The organism is Pseudomonas sp. 28 E 9, assembly GCF_900004785.1.
GTDB classification, from domain to species: Bacteria; Pseudomonadota; Gammaproteobacteria; order Pseudomonadales; family Pseudomonadaceae; genus Aquipseudomonas; species Aquipseudomonas orientalis_A.
Genome location: NZ_CVTK01000043.1, coordinates 178291 through 195821 on the forward strand (window position 1 = coordinate 178291; position 17531 = coordinate 195821).

17 protein-coding genes and 2 riboswitches are annotated in these 17531 nt (G+C 51.0%); of the genes, 5 read left to right on the plus strand and 12 right to left on the minus strand.

Translation table 11 applies throughout. The features are described from left to right. Positions 1–52: 52 nt before the first annotated feature. Entirely contained in the window at positions 53–949 is an 897-nt protein-coding gene (locus BFQ00_RS12080) for a LysR family transcriptional regulator (RefSeq protein WP_017709553.1), read from the minus strand. 117 nt (positions 950–1066) lie between these two features. Here BFQ00_RS12080 and BFQ00_RS12085 point away from each other — a divergent pair, with 117 nt between their 5' ends. Beyond that, positions 1067–2236: a TDT family transporter gene (locus BFQ00_RS12085; protein ID WP_010428856.1), complete on the plus strand. Its 1170-nt coding sequence runs from the start codon at positions 1067–1069 to the stop codon at positions 2234–2236. Between the two features lie 8 nt (positions 2237–2244). Here BFQ00_RS12085 and BFQ00_RS12090 read toward each other — a convergent pair whose 3' ends face one another. The 10 genes from BFQ00_RS12090 to crcB form a co-directional block, all read right to left on the minus strand. Further along, positions 2245–2847: a uracil-DNA glycosylase gene (locus tag BFQ00_RS12090; protein ID WP_003317532.1), complete on the minus strand. Its 603-nt coding sequence runs from the start codon at positions 2845–2847 to the stop codon at positions 2245–2247. Then, on the minus strand, positions 2847–3392 hold the full coding sequence (ppa, locus tag BFQ00_RS12095) for an inorganic diphosphatase (RefSeq protein WP_057006252.1): 546 nt from the start codon (positions 3390–3392) through the stop codon (positions 2847–2849). Before ppa ends, BFQ00_RS12090 begins: the two co-directional genes overlap by 1 nt. Positions 3393–3507: 115 nt before the next feature. Then, on the minus strand, positions 3508–4791 hold the full coding sequence (gene eno, locus BFQ00_RS12100; RefSeq protein ID WP_057006253.1) for a phosphopyruvate hydratase: 1284 nt from the start codon (positions 4789–4791) through the stop codon (positions 3508–3510). 73 nt (positions 4792–4864) lie between these two features. Beyond that, positions 4865–5206: a hypothetical protein gene (locus BFQ00_RS29645; RefSeq protein WP_057006254.1), complete on the minus strand. Its 342-nt coding sequence runs from the start codon at positions 5204–5206 to the stop codon at positions 4865–4867. 94 nt (positions 5207–5300) lie between these two features. Next, positions 5301–5567 carry a hypothetical protein gene (locus tag BFQ00_RS12110; protein ID WP_057006255.1) on the minus strand — a complete coding sequence of 89 codons (267 nt, stop codon included), beginning with the start codon at positions 5565–5567 and terminating at the stop codon, positions 5301–5303. Between the two features lie 42 nt (positions 5568–5609). Beyond that, positions 5610–5933: a DUF190 domain-containing protein gene (locus BFQ00_RS12115; RefSeq protein ID WP_053481452.1), complete on the minus strand. Its 324-nt coding sequence runs from the start codon at positions 5931–5933 to the stop codon at positions 5610–5612. Positions 5934–6016: 83 nt separating this feature from the next. Beyond that, positions 6017–6382, minus strand: coding sequence for a hypothetical protein (locus BFQ00_RS12120; protein ID WP_053481451.1), 366 nt, complete (start codon positions 6380–6382; stop codon positions 6017–6019). Further along, positions 6379–7725 carry a voltage-gated chloride channel family protein gene (locus BFQ00_RS12125; protein WP_053481450.1) on the minus strand — a complete coding sequence of 449 codons (1347 nt, stop codon included), beginning with the start codon at positions 7723–7725 and terminating at the stop codon, positions 6379–6381. The genes BFQ00_RS12120 and BFQ00_RS12125 overlap by 4 nt, the downstream gene beginning before the upstream one ends. Before the next feature lie 80 nt (positions 7726–7805). Next, positions 7806–7878: riboswitch (Fluoride riboswitch) on the minus strand. A 108-nt stretch (positions 7879–7986) separates the two neighbouring features. After that, positions 7987–8346, minus strand: coding sequence for a DUF190 domain-containing protein (locus BFQ00_RS12130; protein WP_057006707.1), 360 nt, complete (start codon positions 8344–8346; stop codon positions 7987–7989). A 10-nt stretch (positions 8347–8356) separates the two neighbouring features. After that, positions 8357–8740: a fluoride efflux transporter CrcB gene (gene crcB / locus BFQ00_RS12135; protein ID WP_057006259.1), complete on the minus strand. Its 384-nt coding sequence runs from the start codon at positions 8738–8740 to the stop codon at positions 8357–8359. Between the two features lie 134 nt (positions 8741–8874). Next, positions 8875–8936: riboswitch (Fluoride riboswitch) on the minus strand. A gap of 903 nt (positions 8937–9839) precedes the next feature. Here crcB and BFQ00_RS12140 point away from each other — a divergent pair. From BFQ00_RS12140 to BFQ00_RS12155, 4 genes are all read left to right on the plus strand, one after another. Then, on the plus strand, positions 9840–11546 hold the full coding sequence (locus tag BFQ00_RS12140; protein WP_057006708.1) for an ATP-dependent nuclease: 1707 nt from the start codon (positions 9840–9842) through the stop codon (positions 11544–11546). Beyond that, positions 11539–12972, plus strand: coding sequence for a UvrD-helicase domain-containing protein (locus BFQ00_RS12145; RefSeq protein ID WP_053481446.1), 1434 nt, complete (start codon positions 11539–11541; stop codon positions 12970–12972). Before BFQ00_RS12140 ends, BFQ00_RS12145 begins: the two co-directional genes overlap by 8 nt. A gap of 82 nt (positions 12973–13054) precedes the next feature. Beyond that, positions 13055–16207: a phosphoribosyltransferase-like protein gene (locus BFQ00_RS12150; RefSeq protein WP_083227364.1), complete on the plus strand. Its 3153-nt coding sequence runs from the start codon at positions 13055–13057 to the stop codon at positions 16205–16207. A gap of 502 nt (positions 16208–16709) precedes the next feature. Beyond that, positions 16710–17069 carry a hypothetical protein gene (locus BFQ00_RS12155; protein WP_065897802.1) on the plus strand — a complete coding sequence of 120 codons (360 nt, stop codon included), beginning with the start codon at positions 16710–16712 and terminating at the stop codon, positions 17067–17069. Positions 17070–17202: 133 nt separating this feature from the next. Here BFQ00_RS12155 and BFQ00_RS28115 read toward each other — a convergent pair whose 3' ends face one another. Continuing rightward, the gene (locus tag BFQ00_RS28115; RefSeq protein ID WP_082632094.1) at positions 17203–17376 is read right to left on the minus strand and encodes a DUF3077 domain-containing protein; all 174 of its coding nucleotides are present in this window, start codon (positions 17374–17376) and stop codon (positions 17203–17205) included. Positions 17377–17531 lie beyond the last annotated feature (155 nt).

Sequence of the window (17531 nt, forward strand, 5' to 3'; positions counted from 1 at the left end):
TCCGCAAACAACTTGTTTTGGTAGCTCTTACCTGTTTTATAAATAGGTCTAGCTATTCCTGGCTCACGAATTGACTGCAGTTTTCCCAGAATCGCTCAAGCCCAGGCGAGATGTATTTGTCCCGGTGGCGGATCAGAAAAAAACGTCGGGTCAGTGCAGGCAACGCGTGCGGCAGTTCAACCAGAACTTCAGAGGCCAGTAGATCCCGAACGACCCAGCGGGACAGGCAACTGATGCCGATGCCTTGTGCGAGGGTATGCTTGATGGCCTCCGAACTGCCGATCTGGCGCGTTTCGGCGAGATCGTGCAAATGACGCAGCAGCAATTGTTCGACTTCTTCACGGGTACCAGAACCTGGCTCGCGCAGTAGCCATTCAGCGGTACGAAGATCATCAAGTGTGACCTGCTGCTTTAGTGCCAAGGGGTGCCGTTGGCCTGCGACAATAAGCAACTCATCAATAAGCCAAGGCTCGGCACTGAGTTCGGGCAGGTGGCAAGGCCCCTCGATCAGGCCCATATCAATCTCGAAATCAGCGACTCTTCTTGCGATAGCCATGCTGTTGGCCATGTCGACATCGACCCTCAAATGTGGTGTTGATTGACGTAGCTCACCGAGAATTAATGGCAGAACATAATTGCCTATCGTGGTACTGCATCCTACCCGCAAGCGTGTCTTCAGCCCGGCATGGCCGGGTAAGAAACTGGCCTCTATCTGTTGTGCATTCTCAAGCATCCTTCTGGCTTGAGGCAGTAAGGCATGGCCGTTATCGTTCAGCACTAAACGCTTGCCTACACGGTCGAACAGCCTGGTATCCAAGGCGCTTTCCAACTCGTTCAGTGCGGCGCTGGTTGCAGATTGGGACAGTGATACCGAAATGGCGGCGCTGGTGGTGCTACCGTGCTGCGCGACGGCGCAGAAAATTTGTAGCTGGCGTAGGCTTAGCTTCAAGTAATCTACCTTCTTAATAGGTAATATAAACCTATACTATCCGTTTTTACCGCTATGCCCATCAAGCTATACTTCAACCATGTCATATTGAAGGCACACTGAAGCGGGAGCGCGAAAATGAGTGAGACACGACTCGCAGCTATAATGGGCGGCAGCCATCCACTGGCGGCTTTGTCCAATCCACGAGAAGCGATCCGGCAGTTCACACCCAACTGGTTCGCCGCCACGATGGGCACCGGGATTCTGGCGCTGGCTCTGGGCCAACTGCCCTTTGTTGCGCAGTGGCCCAAAGCGTTAGGGGAAGCCTTGTGGTTTTTTAATATCGTGCTGTTTTGCCTGTTTACGCTGATGTACGCGAGCCGTTGGGTATTGTTCTTCGACGAGGCCAAACAGATCTTCGGCCACTCCACTGTATCGATGTTTTTTGGAACTATCCCCATGGGATTGGCGACCATCATCAACGGTTTTCTCCTTTATGGTTTGCCACGCTGGGGGGGTGGGGTAGTCGCTTTAGCGGAAGTGTTGTGGTGGATCGATGTCACCATGGCATTGGCCTGCGGGGTGCTGATCCCGTATATGATGTTTACTCGCCAGCAGCACAGCATTGATCAGATGACAGCAGTATGGCTGCTGCCAGTAGTTGCGGCTGAGGTGGCTGCCGCCAGTGGCGGTCTATTGGCTCCGCACCTCGCTGATGCGAGCGCACAGTTCACCATGCTCATCACCAGCTACGTGCTGTGGGCCTACTCGGTGCCCGTCGCCTTGAGCATACTGGTGATCCTGTTACTGCGCATGGCGCTGCACAAACTACCTCATGAAAGCATGGCAGCATCGAGCTGGCTGTCTTTAGGGCCGATCGGTACCGGGGCTTTGGGGATGTTGCTGCTGGGCAACGATGCTCCAGCAATCTTTGCTGCTCATGGAATGGCAAGCATCGGCGGCGTAGCCGAGGGCATTGGCTTGATCGGTGGTGTGCTGTTCTGGGGGCTGGGATTGTGGTGGATGGTATTGGCGCTGCTAATTACCGGGCGCTACTTCAGGGAGGGCATTCCCTTCAACCTCGGCTGGTGGGGCTTCACCTTTCCGCTGGGAGTGTACGCTGTAACAACCCTCAAATTGGGCTCTATGCTGCACCTCACGTTCTTTAGCTTCTTTGGCGTGGTGCTGGTGTTGATGCTGACTGTCATGTGGATGATCGTCGCGGCTAAAACCCTGGCTGGTGCCTATCGCGGCAACTTGTTCGTCTCGCCGTGTATCCACTCGCTGAGCAAGGCGAGCAAAACCTGAGCCTTTGGCTACTTGATCGACTGTTTGGCGTGACGCAGTGTGGACAAAATGCGCTGCCTAACATTCGGGTGAGTGCAAACAGAAAGGGGACTTGGGTGTGGCATTTCCAGCAATGAAAAATTAGGGAAGGCGAGCCGAACACGCGGTATGGCTTTCTGGGCAACACGTCCGGCAAACACGATAGTGACGAGATCAGGGAAAAGCGTCAGTAGCGTGATCAGCATCTCGATACCTTCCTCAATTTGCGCTCTGCGGAGCGGACCCTTGGGCTTATCGAGATCTGGTAACCAAGGGTACAAATTCCAAAGGACGGTTTTGTGACGTGCCAGTCCAACCTGCTCAATGAAACCTTTCAGGTTGCGTTGTGCAGGCCCCGGATTGTCTCTTGAGACATACCGTGGAAGACTGACCGTTCGAGCGGGCGATTCCAACAAGATCAATACCCTTGCGAAGACGCCGCCATCCAGTGGATCGAAATACGGTAATGTTCTTTCGCCCGTGGACTGGGCCATTACCCAGCGCGTCAATTCAGCAGTTTTCGGCAGCAGCAAAAAGTCTTCTCTTACCTTCAGAGAAATTTCCTGCTCTGCGCTCTTCTGATTGAGTAACACTACTTGGAAGCCTCCTTCTTCAGGTTATAGGCCGCTACCGATTTACGAATATCTTCCCGCGCTTCGTCTGCGCTCCCCCAGCGGCCCATTTTCACCCACTTACCCGGCTCTAACGCTTTGTAGTTTTCGAAGAAGTGCTGAATCTGTGCGAGGAGTAATGCTGGGAGGTCAGAGCATTCCTTTACATTGCTGTACATAGAGCTGAGTTTTTCATGAGGCACTGCGATTACCTTGGCATCCGCACCAGCTTCGTCCGTCATGTACATCACACCTACTGGGCGACTGCGGATGACAACGCCAGGTGATACCGGGTAAGGGCAAATCACGATGACGTCCAAAGGATCGCCGTCATCGCTCAAGGTATTTGGAATGAACCCGTAGTTAGCCGGGTAGAACATCGGCGTGCTGAGGAAGCGATCAACGAAGATCTGTCCACTTGGCTTGTCCACCTCGTACTTGATCGGCGAGTGGTTTGCAGGAATCTCGATAACGGTGAAGAAGTCATCGGGGATCGCGTTACCAGCTGGAATATCCGTGTAGCTCATGCTCATATCTCCAAGCGTCTAGGAAAGGCCAGTGCCACTGACATTTTTGCCAACAGCTATACGTGGTTCGTTTTTTTACGGTAACCAGTCCAACAGGTTTACCGGCGATAGGCCGTCAGCGCACGAATGCATCATGTCCTGCATAAAACGCACGGCTGCCAAGATGCTCTTCTATTCGCAGAAACTGATTGTATTTCTCGACCCGCTCCCCCCGGCATGGAGCTCCTGTCTTGAGATGGCCAGTCCCCATCGCGACAGTCAGATCAGCGATGGAGCTGTCCACCGTCTCCCCGCTACGATGAGAAACCATCGCCCCCCAATTTGCCCCATAGGCCATTTCGATGGCGGCTTTGGTCTCAGTCAGCGTTCCGATTTGATTAGGTTTGATCAATACGGCATTGGCGACGTTTTCTGTGATGCCTCGCTGAATCCGTTCGACATTGGTGACAAATAGGTCATCTCCAACCAACTCGATCCGGCCACCCAGAGCAGCATTCAATAGCTTCCAGCCTGACCAATCGTCTTCCGCGAGGCCATCTTCCAGTACCGCAATCGGATACTTGTCGACCCAGGAGGAATAGAGACTAATCAGCTCTTGAGCATCGACCTTACGACCCTCAGAGCGCAGATGGTAAAGCCCGTTTTCATAGAAGCCGCTGGATGCTGGATCGATAGCGATCTCGATCTGAGATCCAGAGGCGTAACCAGCCCTTTCGATTGCCTTGATGATCAGCTCAATGGCGTCTGAGTTTTTCTTGAGTGCCGGCGCAAAGCCGCCCTCATCTCCGACCGCTGTTGAATAGCCGACGTCCTTAAGCACCGCTTTCAGCTCGTGGTACACCTCGGCGCCCCATCGCAAGGCTTCCTTGAAACTGCCAGCCCCTGTAGGTGCAATCATGAATTCCTGAAAGTCAGGGCCTTGCCAGTTGGCGTGGACACCTCCATTGAGAATATTGAACATCGGGACGGGCATTCTTGCTACTTGTTCGCCGCCCAGATATTGGAACAAGGGCAAGTTCAGCGCAGAAGCCGCCGCTCTGGCAATGGCGAGGCTCACGCCCAATATCGCGTTTCCTCCAAGCCTGGATTTATCAGAGGTTCCATCCAGCTTAATCATCAAATGATCAATTTGTTCCTGGTCAATCGCATTCATGCCCCTCAGAGACTCAAGTATTTCGGTATTCACATTGCTAACGGCCTTTAACACTCCCTTGCCGGAGTACCGCTGTGTATCTCTGTCACGCAACTCAACTGCTTCGTGAGCGCCTGTAGAGGCACCGGACGGTACTGAAGCCCGGCCCATGGCGCCGCACTCCAAGGTGACGTCGACTTCAACGGTAGGGTTGCCGCGTGAATCGAGAATTTCACGTGCATGAATGGCCTGGATTTGCGTTTTCATAGATCTTCTCCAAGTAACGATTCGGGAACGTCATTAACGATGTGAAACCGTTGAGAGGCCTCTATGTCGGACGTCAGCCCTCCATGAGTATCCTGAACAGCTGCACTGCCGACACCGCAATTGCGGGAACCAAGAAGCCTCCAATAATTAGTTCAGGAATCTCTCCCACCAAGGGCATGAACTGCCCTCTTTTTGCCATCTGGAAAAGCTCCATCATTTGGTTTGAAGCAACCATTACAGAGCAGCAATACGCCGTCTGGGCTTGTAGCCTGACGCGCCTTTGATTTAGCAGATGAAAGGTCAGCAAGGACACTCCAACGCTTACGATGAAAAGCGCGGCGAACTCATAGACGGATCCTGTGAAAAACCTGCCCATCACAAGCCCGAATACTATGCTCAGCGTCACTGCGCTCATGTGGTCTCCCAATTCTCTAAAATGATTTTGATGAGCCGACGTCGGTGAGCTCCATTTCGCGATCTCATCTTTGGATTGCCAACCGCCATCGCGCTCAACGTTGCTGTGCTCTCAGCTTGTAGCCCGGTACGCAGGTCTGGGCTACGTCGGCCTTGCAGGACTTCTCACTGGGCATACGCAGCGTGACCAATGCGCCTTCGAGCGAGGTGACGATGTACCACCCCTCGCTCGAGACCTGTTGACTGCCTGCGATGCCGGCCAGAAAAAGTGACCAGAAAACCAGTCCTACGAGAAGCGGCTTGTTGTCACGAGCCCAGTTAGCAGGGGCTGGCTGTGGACGTAGGTTATAAACTCGGTACATGGCGCTTATCCTTTTTATTGGTTGTCCAACAAGGTGCGTTTTTTAGTTTTTCGCCTGGCCCACTCGACCGTATTCGATGGGCAGTTTGATATAGCTCAGTGAAAACGACTCCTTGGCCAATGCCTCCAGCAACCTGTCGCACCCAATTTCATCAGTGGATATAGTCACCGTGACGGGATGGTCGGCACCGCCGAGGAAATGCGCCGTATGCAAATGCCCCAAATGATCTAGCCCCTCTGTACCGCTCACCAACGTCGCACCCAACGCGCCCTCTCGCTTGGCGAATTCGACCAACCACTCTCCCAGTGGAAGGTGCTGGTAGTTGGTACTCTGTTCAGTGAAAAACGTCAGTTGAAAGCCTTTCATAGAAAATCCTCTTAGGTTGCAAGAGCGACCGATGCTTCGGTCGACCATGCATCTTCATTTACGAGCTGTTTCTTCAAGCTGAATTACGACGCGTCACTAAGTGGTAACTCGCATAACAGGAGGACTGCTCGCACCTTGCGTAATTCGTCAGCGTGATCGCGCAGGAAGGCGCGCAGCTTGTCCTCTGTATCCAGCAGTTCCAGGCACTGGGGGTGACGCATATCACCCAGCTCCGGGTGATGATGCGAGATGCGATGCCCCGGCAAATAACCTGCCGAAATCGTCTTGAGCATGACCTGCTCGATTTTTGCTTTCTGAGCAACTTTAAGGAGGTGCTGGGCTAGCGCAGGTGCGCTCAGGTGGTGCCAGAAGCTGGTAACCCGAGCGCGACTAGCGCCAGGGAAATAGAGTTGCAAAGCTGTCAGGCGATCTTGACGATCCTCGGTCATTTCTCTTCCCCCTCCAGAGCCACTTTCCGCTCGTTTTCAGATTTAGTTTGTGCGTGGAACTGCTTGATATCGGAGAGCCGGATTTCCTCCGGCAGCGGACGGTGATGCTTGCTGTGACCAACGCGCTGTGCGTGATAGATCCCGGTGTGCCCGGATACGAGGTAACTGGCGATACAAGCAATGGCCGCGAGGGGGGCGATTTCAGGCCCGAACAGTTCCATTGCCATGACAATGGTTGCCAGCGGCGTATTAGCTGCACCAGCGAAGACGGCGACAAAACCGATACCAGCCAGCATGCCGAAGGGAAGATGTAACAGGGGCGCTAGCGCGTTCCCCAAGGTGGCGCCAATGTAAAACAGCGGTGTAACTTCGCCGCCTTTGAAACCAGTGCCCAGTGATACGACGGTGAACACCATCTTTCCAAACCAATCCCAAGGAGCCATTGGCATTTGAAAGGATTGGACGATGCTTGGAATGCCTAAACCGATGTACTTATCGACCTCGATGTAATGATTGCCAGTGAGTGTCCACACAGCGATTGCGATCAGCAGGCCGCCGACGAAGGGCCTTAATGGTGAATAGGTGATAAGCCGCTTAACGAAGGCCCCGAGCTTGTGGGTCGCTGTAGCGAATAGCAGACCGGTGAGGCCAAAGACAATCCCTGCTGCCACCACAGCCATGACGCTCCAAAGCTGCACGGGAACTACTTCGCCGATGACGTAATGCGTGTGAACCACTCCCCAGGCTTGCCCCACTTGGTCAGCAACTATGGCCGCAACCACACAAGGGAAGAGCGCGTCGTAACGCATGCGTCCAATAGCCAAAACCTCAAGCCCGAACAAAGCACCGGCAAGAGGGGTGCCGAAAACGGAGGCAAAGCCTGCACTGATACCGGCCATGAGAATCACCCGACGATCTTCTCGGCGTAGCCTGAAGACATGCGTCAGTTGATCGGCAAGAGCGCCGCCCATCTGCACTGCCGTACCCTCACGTCCAACAGATGCACCGAAGAGGTGGGAAACCACGGTTCCGATCAGCACCATCGGCACCATGCGCAAAGGAATAATTTTTTTAGGATCGTGGATCTCATCAATGATCAGGTTGTTTCCGGCATCAACCGGTTTACCCATCAGATGGTAGGCGAGCCCCACGACGAAGCCAGCAACAGGAAGTAGCCAGATCGCCCAGCGATGAGTTTCCCGCCATTGCGTGGCGTGATCCAAAGAGAAGAGGAATAGCGCAGAGGCAGAACCCGCCAACAGAGCCACGAGACCTGCAAGCGCAAGCCATTTTGCTATGTAGGGCAGTAAGTCGAGTTGTTCAGGTCGTCGAAGTTTAGACATTTGGCCAGCCACAAAAAGTAAGTGGGCCTGACCAAAAGTGGGATTCTGAGCGCGAACGCCTACAGACCTGTTTTGATCAGGTTTCTGTAGGCATCATCAGCTGCTACGGGCGCAGCGGTTGGTTAATGGAGGAATGCCATCTCCAATGGATCGATCTTAGCGAGCTGCGATGAAAATGTAAAATCTTGTTACGGATGCCGCAGGCTTGGTCAGGGAAGATGCTCTGTCGGCGGGCATTTCCGTGAATAGCATCAAGCTAGCTCACCCCAAATCTTTAGCGGGTTTTGGTTGGTGTGACTCAATCTCGCCCTGACCGACAAAGCCCATCTCAATGGGAGACTTTATGTAGAACAGGCTAATCTGCTCTGCCTCTAATCTCTGAAAAAGACTGTCGCACTCGTCCTCCGTGATGGCGAGCTGAATTTCCACCGGCTCATCAGCCATCTCAAAAAAATACGCGGAATGTAATTTACCTGTTTGGCCGAAGCCTTCAATGCCTGTTGAAAGAGTGGCCCCCCGAAGCCCCAGATCTTTCGCCAGGTCTACAACCCAATCCCCCAACATTTTTCCTTTATAACGGCGATTTTGTTGAGTAAAGAAAACGACCAGGAAGCCTTTCATGATTAGCACCTCAGCTTGAGCTCAAATATTGATATGTCAGCAGTCCGAGTGCAGTCATAACCAGCGATCCCGTGACATGGATGCCGATGGCTCCCAACGCCCAGACAATTCGACCTTCTTGAATTAGCGTCAGCGTTTCTGCGGAAAACGTAGAGAAGGTTGTAAGACCGCCGCAAAAGCCAGTCATGATCAGGAGGCGCCACTCTTGGCTGACCGAAGGAGTCGAAGCAAAGAATGCTAGCGCGAGACCGATGATGTACCCCCCAACAAGATTGGCTATGACTGTTCCCGGAGGAATTGTCGGGAACAGAGCATTCAGTCGCATACCTAATCCCCAGCGTATCCAGGCGCCGAGGGAAGCTCCTACGGCTATCGCAAACAGTGATTTCAACATCGCTTCAATCCCTACCAATAAATTGCGATAGAACTGAGAAACCGCGAAGGCTTGGTATGCAGAAAGATATGAGATGGGGAATCATGTCCTATCCTCGATTGGGACAGGGAGCGCACCTACGCACCCTGTCTAGGGTTCACGTAGGCATCATCAGCACGAAGGCGGTTACAGGAGGAATGCCATCTCCTGATCTGATCCTATAGCATCCTGACCGAAGACATCAACAAACTCATTCACACGTCACGACAACCTCTGCAGCCGCTTAAGTCCAAAGTACATGGCTTAGAAACCATTCAAGTTATATACAACCCAAGGCGACAAGCCACGGGGAGCGCTTGGCCGACCGCGACAACGAGCGGGCTCAAATCTCCACCCAGATCCAGAGGCGAATAGATCAGCAAGCTGTAGTCAGGGAACAGCTAGGGGCCAAGATGACTGCGGTTTAATTACAGAATCTAGGGTGCTCAGCAGCCTACCGCCGTGGTTTGCTCTATCGCTTCTTCAACGTGCTGGAGATTCATACTGATGGCCAAGCCGCGACGCTGGAGGCCGGTCATCTCTATCACCGCGAAATGAGGCATTCGGAGCTATCGATCAACCATCGCAAGCTGATTGGAGCAACGTTGCGGGCCTAAGACCTTGAGTACAACCACGCCGTTACCCGGCGAGAAGTGGGTTGTGGTCGTAGTCATGCAGGATCGTGACTGGAATCCCTCGGCTGTAGAAAAAGGAACAGTATTCACTGGTGGTTACGGTGGCCGACCGCGACAACGAGCGGGCTCAACTCTACACTCAAATCCAGACGCGAATAGATCAGCAGGCTGTGGTCAGGGAGCAGCAAAGGGCTAATATGACTGCTGTTCGATTACAAAACTGAGGGTGATCGACATTCGCTGTGATTCCTCTCCAGTAAGTATCCCCAAGCCTGCGGGATAATGCGATCTTCGACGGATTCGTGCGGCGAGTTCCCCGGCTCGCTGGATGTCATCTATGATGGGTAAGGCGAATGGCCACTCCCGCAGCTCTCCTTTAGAGCCAGGTGAGGCGCTACTAATGGATTTCGCCTCACTCATAGATGACGATCAGAGGATACCGGTCGGTGAAAATCAGAAAGATCGTGATCAAGAACTTTCGAGGGGTGAAAGCGCTTGATTGGAACGTGCCAACAGCCGACATTTTTTGCCTTATAGGCAAGGGCGACTCCTCAAAGTCCACCATCCTAGAAGCCATCCGTTACACGTTCCATCCCCAGTGGAATCTTGCTCTCAGCGACTCAGATTTTTACCAATGCAAGATCGCTGATCCCATTGTAATTGAGATCACAATTGGGCATTTGGCAGATGACTTCTGTGCACTCAATAAGTACGGACTTCACCTGAGGGGCTGGGATGCTGCAGCTCAGAAGCTTCATGACGAGCCAGATGATCATTTTGAAAGCGTAGTGACCGCCCGGCTTACCGTCGAAAAGGACCTGGAGCCGAAGTGGACAGTCGTGTGTGATCGCAATCCTGACGGAGTGCAGTTCAAGCAGGCAGACAGAAACAAGGTCGGCGTGGGCCTCATCGGAGTATTTAGTGAACGAGAGCTTTCCTGGGCAAACGGAACTGCTCTTGCCAAGCTGACCGCGGCGCAGAGCTTGAGCGAGCTATTGGCCAATGCATCGAGGACCGCGAGAGGTTCACTCGACGTCGACCGCGCTGTCACCCTGACAAACTTCGACAATGCAGCAACCAAATCACAAGAGATTGCGAAGCTCTTGGGTATCCCTGTACTTGATGCCTATAAGGCCCATCTCGACTTGGCGTCCATCAACCTGAAAGTTGGCGGTCTTTCCCTGCATGACGGCGAAATCCCGTTACGCCAGTTAGGTCTGGGATCTCGCCGAATGCTTCAGTGTGGAATCCAGAAAGCAGGTCTGGAGGAAGGCCATATCACCTTGTTCGATGAGTTGGAGTTCGGCCTCGAGCCCCATCGCATTACGCGTCTCGTCAAGCACATTAGGGAGGACAAACGTGGGCAGTATTTCCTAACCACTCATTCGCCCATGGTGCTTCGCGAACTCACGGTGCAGGACCTTCATATCGTCCACAGCAAGGGCGGGGTCGTGACGATCGTCTCTGCTGCCGAGAAGGGCCTCGAAGAGCATGAGGTTCAGGGGAAGATTCGTTCTAGCGCTGAAGCATTCTTGGCCAAAAAGGTCGTCGTATGTGAAGGCGCTACCGAGGTAGGTTTCATAAGGGGCTTTGACGATCACCAACTCGAGAATGGGCAAGATCCATTGTCGTATCACGGTGTGGCGTTGCTGGACGCCAAGGGAGCCAGCAAAGTGAAGGGCATGGCCATTGCTTTCAAAAAACTTGGCTATGACGTGTCGGTGCTAGCTGATGGCGATGCCGAGAAGCAGTTCTCAGCCGCTGATGCTGCTGGGCTTGTGGCGTTAGGAATTCCCACCTACGTCTGGAGCGACAAACTTTCGCTTGAGGAACGGGCTTTTGCAGATCTACCCTGGGCTTCCGTACTTGCCAGTTTGACGCTTGCCGGAGTCGAACTTTTCTACTCGGTATACGATCAAGTGCGATCGCAGTATCAGGACGTGCTCGACCCTGACATCAGCGAGTGGCGGGATAGCCCCAAGCTGCGGACTGCAATTGGTGCTGCAGCAAAGAGTGCGGGGTGGTTCAAGGACACTACTAGAGGCGATCAGTGGTTCAAGTCGGTGAGTGCTGCTTTCAACGATCCCATGTTCGGCAAAACAAATCTCGCCGTAGAGTTGGGAAGGCTTTGGGAGTGGGCCAAGCGTGTCTGAAGACCTCGCAATCAAGCTCAACGACTGTACCTCCAAGGGCTATGTAATCGCGCCAGCGGGGTTTGGAAAGACTCATCTCATCGCAATGGCGGTGCGAGCGTCCAGCGGCCGGCAGCTTATCCTGACGCACACCTTTGCCGGCGTGAACTCGATAAAAATGAAGATGGCAAACTTGGGCGTTCGCGGTTCCCAGTACCAAGTCGATACGATCGCGAGTTGGGCACTTCGCCTCTGTTTGGCATATCCGAAGGCATCAGGGTGGAAAATTGAAAACCCGACCAGTAAACAGTGGTGTAAGTTGTACGAGTGCTGCACCCGTTTGCTGGGCAAAAGGTTCATCCGTGAGGCGGTGTCGTCAAGCTACATAGGTCTCTACGTCGACGAGTATCAAGACTGCTCAGACCTGCAACACGATCTGGTGTGTAGCCTGGCGGAGTTCCTCCCGAGCCGGATTTTGGGTGACCCCCTGCAAGCCATATTCGATTTTGACGACGGCAAGCCCGTTGATTGGGAAGCCAGCATCTATCCCGAATTTTATTGCTTGGGACAGTTGGAGGTCCCTTGGCGGTGGATCAACGCGAAGAGTCCAGCCCTTGGCGAGTGGCTAAAAGAGACAAGGCGAAAGATTGAGCTCGGCCAAAAGATTGACCTTCTTGCCAAACTGCCACCAAGCGTAATCAGTGCCCACACCCAGCCCGAGTATCTAGTCGCTGAACAGTACTCAGCGCTGTGTGGGCTGTTGAACCATAATGAGAGCGTCATCGCCCTGCACGGTGGCGATCAGCAGTCCAAGAACAAAACGCATCTCTTGGCAAAATCCATGGCCGGACGCTTTTCGTCAATCGAGGAAATCGAAGGGAAAGATCTGCACTTATTCTTTAAAAAGCTAGGGGCTGTAAAGAGCGCTCAGGATGGCTTTCTGCTCGCTGTGACGTTTGCGATGAAATGCTTTACAGGCGTACCTGGCACGTTAACGGCAGGCACTAGACGAGGCGAGGTGACCAAGCTTCGCCAAACTACCAAATATCCGCTGGTACTCCAGGCGGCAAATGACTATCTGACTGTTCCGTCCAGCAGCAATCTCAAGGCTTTTTTTCATGCATTAAAGAGTAACCCTGAAACTTCAGCCTATCGCCGTGATTTGCTCTATCGTTTCTTCAGCGTCATCAAGATCCATATTGATGGCCAAGTTGCGACGCTAGTGGAGGCTGGTGTCCTGTATCAGCGTGAAATGAGGCACTCCGGTCGGCCGATCAACCACCGCAAGTTGATTGGAACGACGTTGTTAGTCAAGGGACTTGAGTATGACCACGCCGTCATTCTCCATGCCGACTCGCTTGATGCGAAGGATTTATATGTAGCGATGACCCGTGGGGCGAAATCTCTGACGATCATTGGGACATGCAGACATCTACCAGTATTTTGAATACGCCTACGCCTACGCCTACGCCATTGCATGCGCAATCTAAGGTTTTAATAACTGCATAATTTATCTGAAAGGGACATCGATGAAAGGTATACCTGTAGGAAGTAACGAAATAGAAAAAGATTTCGCAGAGTTCACGAAAGCTAACTCAATTGAAGGGTTGCATGTTTTTTTTCGAAGGATATGTCTTTACTTAGGCCTTGATGAAAGGCACCCACTAGTTTCAGTTTTTGACACCGCTAACGGCGAAGCTATAAAAAAAATGGTAGCCTCTTGTTTGCTACGAGTTGTTAGTCAACATTCTAAGATTCTTTGGGAAGATACTGCATTACGGCTAAAAGTCTCGACCTTGTGGGATGATGTTTATTCTAAAGATATTTATAAGATATTGAAGCTTACAGGAAAAATCGCTAATCATGATCTTTTTCGGAAAATGGAAGAGGTTGAATCAACTCAATTAAGACAGTTCGAAGATTTAGCTGGATCAATGATTAGCGTGGAAACTGCTTCGGAGGTCCGTCGTAGATACCAAAAGCTTTTGAGTAGTCCTCTAACGAAAATATTTTCCGAGAGTCAAATTTACGATAGATCCTTAGTGTCGCCTGAGCGTGTGGCTGAAGTATTCAATGCTTTAGATGGTTACATTGAATCTGATAGGGTAAATTCATCAAAATCTTTCTCAAGGCTTGAGGACGTAATTACAAAATATGACGAGGATATTCGTAGGCACGGGGCGAATATATACGTTGAAACATTTGTTAGTAAAATAATACATGAAGTGCTTTCTGTGACTGCGCTGCACTTTGAGCTTAGTGGATCACAACAGTCTGCCGAATTGGTAATAGCCGGAACGGACAGGAAATATCCTCTTCACACGACAGGTGAGGTGTTTTCTTATAGAATGAATTTGGTCAATGTTGGGCCAGGCATTGCATACAACGTTCAAATAAATATTTTGGAGGTGGACAGCAGTATTGAAGTTGAATCTCAAGAGCTGTCTTTGGGGGCTTTGGATGTAGGGATACATGAGTTTATTGTAAACATGAGGTCGAATTGTGACGCCTATAGAACACCAAGCATTTTGGGTTTAATGTCTTGGACAGACTATTCTGGTGTAAGAACTGAGATCGATTTTGAACTCCTCATCATCCCTCAGAATGGAACTTTAGATTGGCAGAAAATAAAGTACCTACAGCCGTACAGTTTGGAATCTGTCGACAGCGAAGACGAGCTGATTGGCCGTAAAGATATGCTGGAGAATATCTACTCTAAACTTTCTTTGAGAAAGGGCGAGTCCTCAATAATTTACGGTCAGAAACGGGTAGGTAAGACTTCTTTGGCTAAGACGATACAGAATAGATTTAAGGCTAAAGCCAATCACATCGCGATCTTTATTGAAACTGGAAGTCTCGATAAGATTTCACCGGGTCGATTTATAAAATCATTAGGCGATAAGGTCATTCGCTCGTTAGCTCGGCATGTTTCAATTGATCCAGAAAGCTACAAAGTAGACTCATCTTTATCTCCACTAGTTTCTTGTATAGAAGATATTGTTCACGCACATCCTGATCTTAAAATCGTCTTAATAATAGACGAATTCGATGAAATTCCGTCTCAGCTTTATCCTTATACTATTGAGGGTGATTCTTTTTTTCATAATTTGAGAAGCTTCAGCGGTGAAAGTGGTGAAGGACGAGTCTCCCTAATACTAGTAGGTGGTGAGAATATGGGAGTTATCATGCAGAGTACGGATAAATTGAACAAGTTTGATGCGTCCAATGTCGGTTACTTTAATAAGTCAGAATACTGGGAAGACTTTAAAGAGCTTCTGGTAACGCCGGTGCGTGACGTTATGGAGTATAGCGATGAGGCAATTTTGAAACTTTATGAAGCAACCGAAGGTAACCCATTTTATACAAAGTTTGTCGCGAAAGTTCTATATAAGAAAATGTGTGATAGACGGTGTTCATTTATTTCTGCGGATGAGATTGAAGATGCCGTCAGGGATAGCGTACAAACAATGGAGGCGATTAATTTAAATCATTTTTGGAGTGATGGCATCAGAGTAGAGGATCCTGAGCGACGAGATCTTATAGAGACGGAACGTAGAAGATTTTTGATATCTTTTGCTGACAAACTCCGTGAGCATGGCACTGTAGATAAAAAAATGATGTTTGGGGGGGCAGACTTTGGCGTGCAAAAGGAAATACTTGATAGTTTCGTTAGCCGAAATATTCTCGTCGAAGAAGAAGGTAGTTTGAGAATTAAGCCAAAGCTATTTGAACGATGGTTAGTAGAGAAAGGCGTTCATACATTAAGGGCTGCATTTGCTGATGAAGAAGCGCTGAGTGCCTTTGAGGCGAGAGAGAGCGCTGCATATATACCAGACTCCAGCTTGATTTCATTAGCAGATAGTTGGGAACTCTATAGAGGGCGCAGAGTGGGCTCAAGCGAAATTAGAGCGTGGCTAGCTCAATTCGAGAGTAATGCAGAGCGTTGTCTAGCATTCAAGATTCTAGAAAATATAAATTTTTATGGAGAGGCTAGAGTCAGAGAGAAATTAAAAATAATACATGATGTGGTCAGGCGAGAAGTTGTTTACTCTGTTAAGAGCGGAGAGCGTTCCAGGCGCGATATTATTGTTAGTGCTTTCGGTCCACCTTCTAAAAGCGGTTCATCCTATCTGAGAATGTATGTTTCCGAAAATGGAATTATTTCAAATGGTGTAAAGAGCTCTGCTGATATACCGAAGGCTTTGAGCGGCGACGAGCAAACTAAAGCAGTCGTCTTTATCGATGATATAATTGGTTCTGGCACTACTATGATTGACTGCCTCCGGGAGTTTAGCGAGGCGGCGGGAGAGATGATTTCGCAAAGAGATATCCTAGTAGTGGTCGGGGTTATATGCGGACTTCGAAGTGGTGTAGAAAAAGTCTTACAAGTTATAGACTCTGGTGAGTTTCCATTTCGTGTAGAGCTCAAGGTTTGTGATGTCCTTGACGAAGGGGACAGAGCATTTTCACAGGTGTCACAGCTATTTGATGAGGGGGATAAGCATAAGGCACAAGTAATGGCACGCAAATATGGGTCAAAGCTCCAGTCCCGTCATCCATTGGGTTACGCCGACTCACAGTTACTAGTTGTATTTAAAGATAATTGCCCGAACAATACATTGCCTATTATCTGGTGTACCGGAGAAAATCCTAAATGGGTACCAATCTTTAAACGAATCTAGAAGCTGAGCTCGAGCGACCCCCTGAGATTACTGTTGTGTAATTGGGGCTTTAGTGCTTAGAGGTAGCATATAAAACTCTGTATGCGATACCGACGGTTTATGAGGGCTTGCCCCTGACCAGCCTCACCGCAAGGCTCAGTAGGTTGGCCGATTCCGTTGGCTGCGGTGACGGAGGAGATAAGTTGCATGGTGAGCCACTGAGTTCAGAAGGCTCGCAGTCTTCGAGCTTGATGTAAACTCAGTGTATTTGCGCTCGGCGCGCCTGCTGTTTTATGACCGAAAAAAGCATTTAAAATCAGTAAGTTGCGCGTTTTCGACAGACTTTATTTAGTAGGTTGAACAGCAGAACCTCTAAAACTAGGTGTCGCGACAGACTTTATTTCTGATTAGTACGCCGGCTGGCCCCTGAAATTGCTGGGCTCGATCCGACAGACTTTATTCCGTAGGATCAGGGGCTGTTTCGACAGCCCCTTTTTACGTTCCGATCAAAGGAAGCTGACGGATGCAAAATCCTACTGTCTACGCACGTCTGCACAATCGTCGGTTTGTGGTCGCCAACAACGCTCAAGGGCTGTCCGGCACCGGCACCGTGTTTCACTACCTGGTCGAAGGTGACGCGATTTCGAGCACTTATCAGGGGGGCCGGATTCGCCTGGGCACTCAAGTCGGACGGGTGACCGGTCCAGATACCATCGAGCTGCTGTATCAGTGCCTGACCCTGGAAGGGGAACTGCTTGCTGGCTGGTCACGTGGGACGGTAGGCGTGGATCACGCTGGGCGCACGACGTTGAGTTTTGTTTGGGGCTGGCTATCGGGTGCGACAGGAGGCGGAGAGTCTAGCTATGTCGAAATCACTGCTTAAAGAGCCCGTAGTTCAGGGCTAGGCTGCACCGCATTTACTGTAGGAGCGAGCTTGCTCGCGAAAAACCTGAGAACGCCACCTGGCAACAATCTTTGCGCGTTACGCCCTCGCCAGCAAGCGCGCTCCTACGACGCTATGCGCCCACGTCTGCTGAAGCAATGCAGTTCAACGACCGGTCTACCATCACCTTGGCCATTTCAACCAGATAACCGGCTGCCTGCCGGGAATCGAGTAACTGCTCAGCGCAGTGAAGCAGATCGGAGGCGTAGGCCAAGGCATCCTCGAAGCTGAGTTCAGGATGGGTGATGAAAAAAGGATGCGCTGGATCGGGAAGTAACTATTTGCTCCAACTTTAGAAAAAAGAACTGGTAGCATTGCGGCCTCTATTTACAGCGGCTCGAATTTAATTGCCACGGGCCCAAGCTATCAGCATATGACCAAGGGCGGTTTAGGACCACGGAC

Excerpts from the sequence above, each read along its gene's own strand:
- BFQ00_RS12085 (WP_010428856.1), top strand. The coding sequence starts at position 1,067 with ATGAGTGAGACACGACTCGCAGCTATAATGGGCGGCAGCCATCCACTG.
- ppa (WP_057006252.1), bottom strand. The coding sequence starts at position 3,392 with ATGAGCTACACGGATATTCCAGCTGGTAACGCGATCCCCGATGACTTC.
- eno (WP_057006253.1), bottom strand. The coding sequence starts at position 4,791 with ATGAAAACGCAAATCCAGGCCATTCATGCACGTGAAATTCTCGATTCA.
- BFQ00_RS29645 (WP_057006254.1), bottom strand. The coding sequence starts at position 5,206 with ATGAGCGCAGTGACGCTGAGCATAGTATTCGGGCTTGTGATGGGCAGG.
- BFQ00_RS12110 (WP_057006255.1), bottom strand. The coding sequence starts at position 5,567 with ATGTACCGAGTTTATAACCTACGTCCACAGCCAGCCCCTGCTAACTGG.
- BFQ00_RS12115 (WP_053481452.1), bottom strand. The coding sequence starts at position 5,933 with ATGAAAGGCTTTCAACTGACGTTTTTCACTGAACAGAGTACCAACTAC.
- BFQ00_RS12120 (WP_053481451.1), bottom strand. The coding sequence starts at position 6,382 with ATGACCGAGGATCGTCAAGATCGCCTGACAGCTTTGCAACTCTATTTC.
- BFQ00_RS12125 (WP_053481450.1), bottom strand. The coding sequence starts at position 7,725 with ATGTCTAAACTTCGACGACCTGAACAACTCGACTTACTGCCCTACATA.
- BFQ00_RS12130 (WP_057006707.1), bottom strand. The coding sequence starts at position 8,346 with ATGAAAGGCTTCCTGGTCGTTTTCTTTACTCAACAAAATCGCCGTTAT.
- crcB (WP_057006259.1), bottom strand. The coding sequence starts at position 8,740 with ATGTTGAAATCACTGTTTGCGATAGCCGTAGGAGCTTCCCTCGGCGCC.
- BFQ00_RS12150 (WP_083227364.1), top strand. The coding sequence starts at position 13,055 with ATGAAAGGTATACCTGTAGGAAGTAACGAAATAGAAAAAGATTTCGCA.
- BFQ00_RS12155 (WP_065897802.1), top strand. The coding sequence starts at position 16,710 with ATGCAAAATCCTACTGTCTACGCACGTCTGCACAATCGTCGGTTTGTG.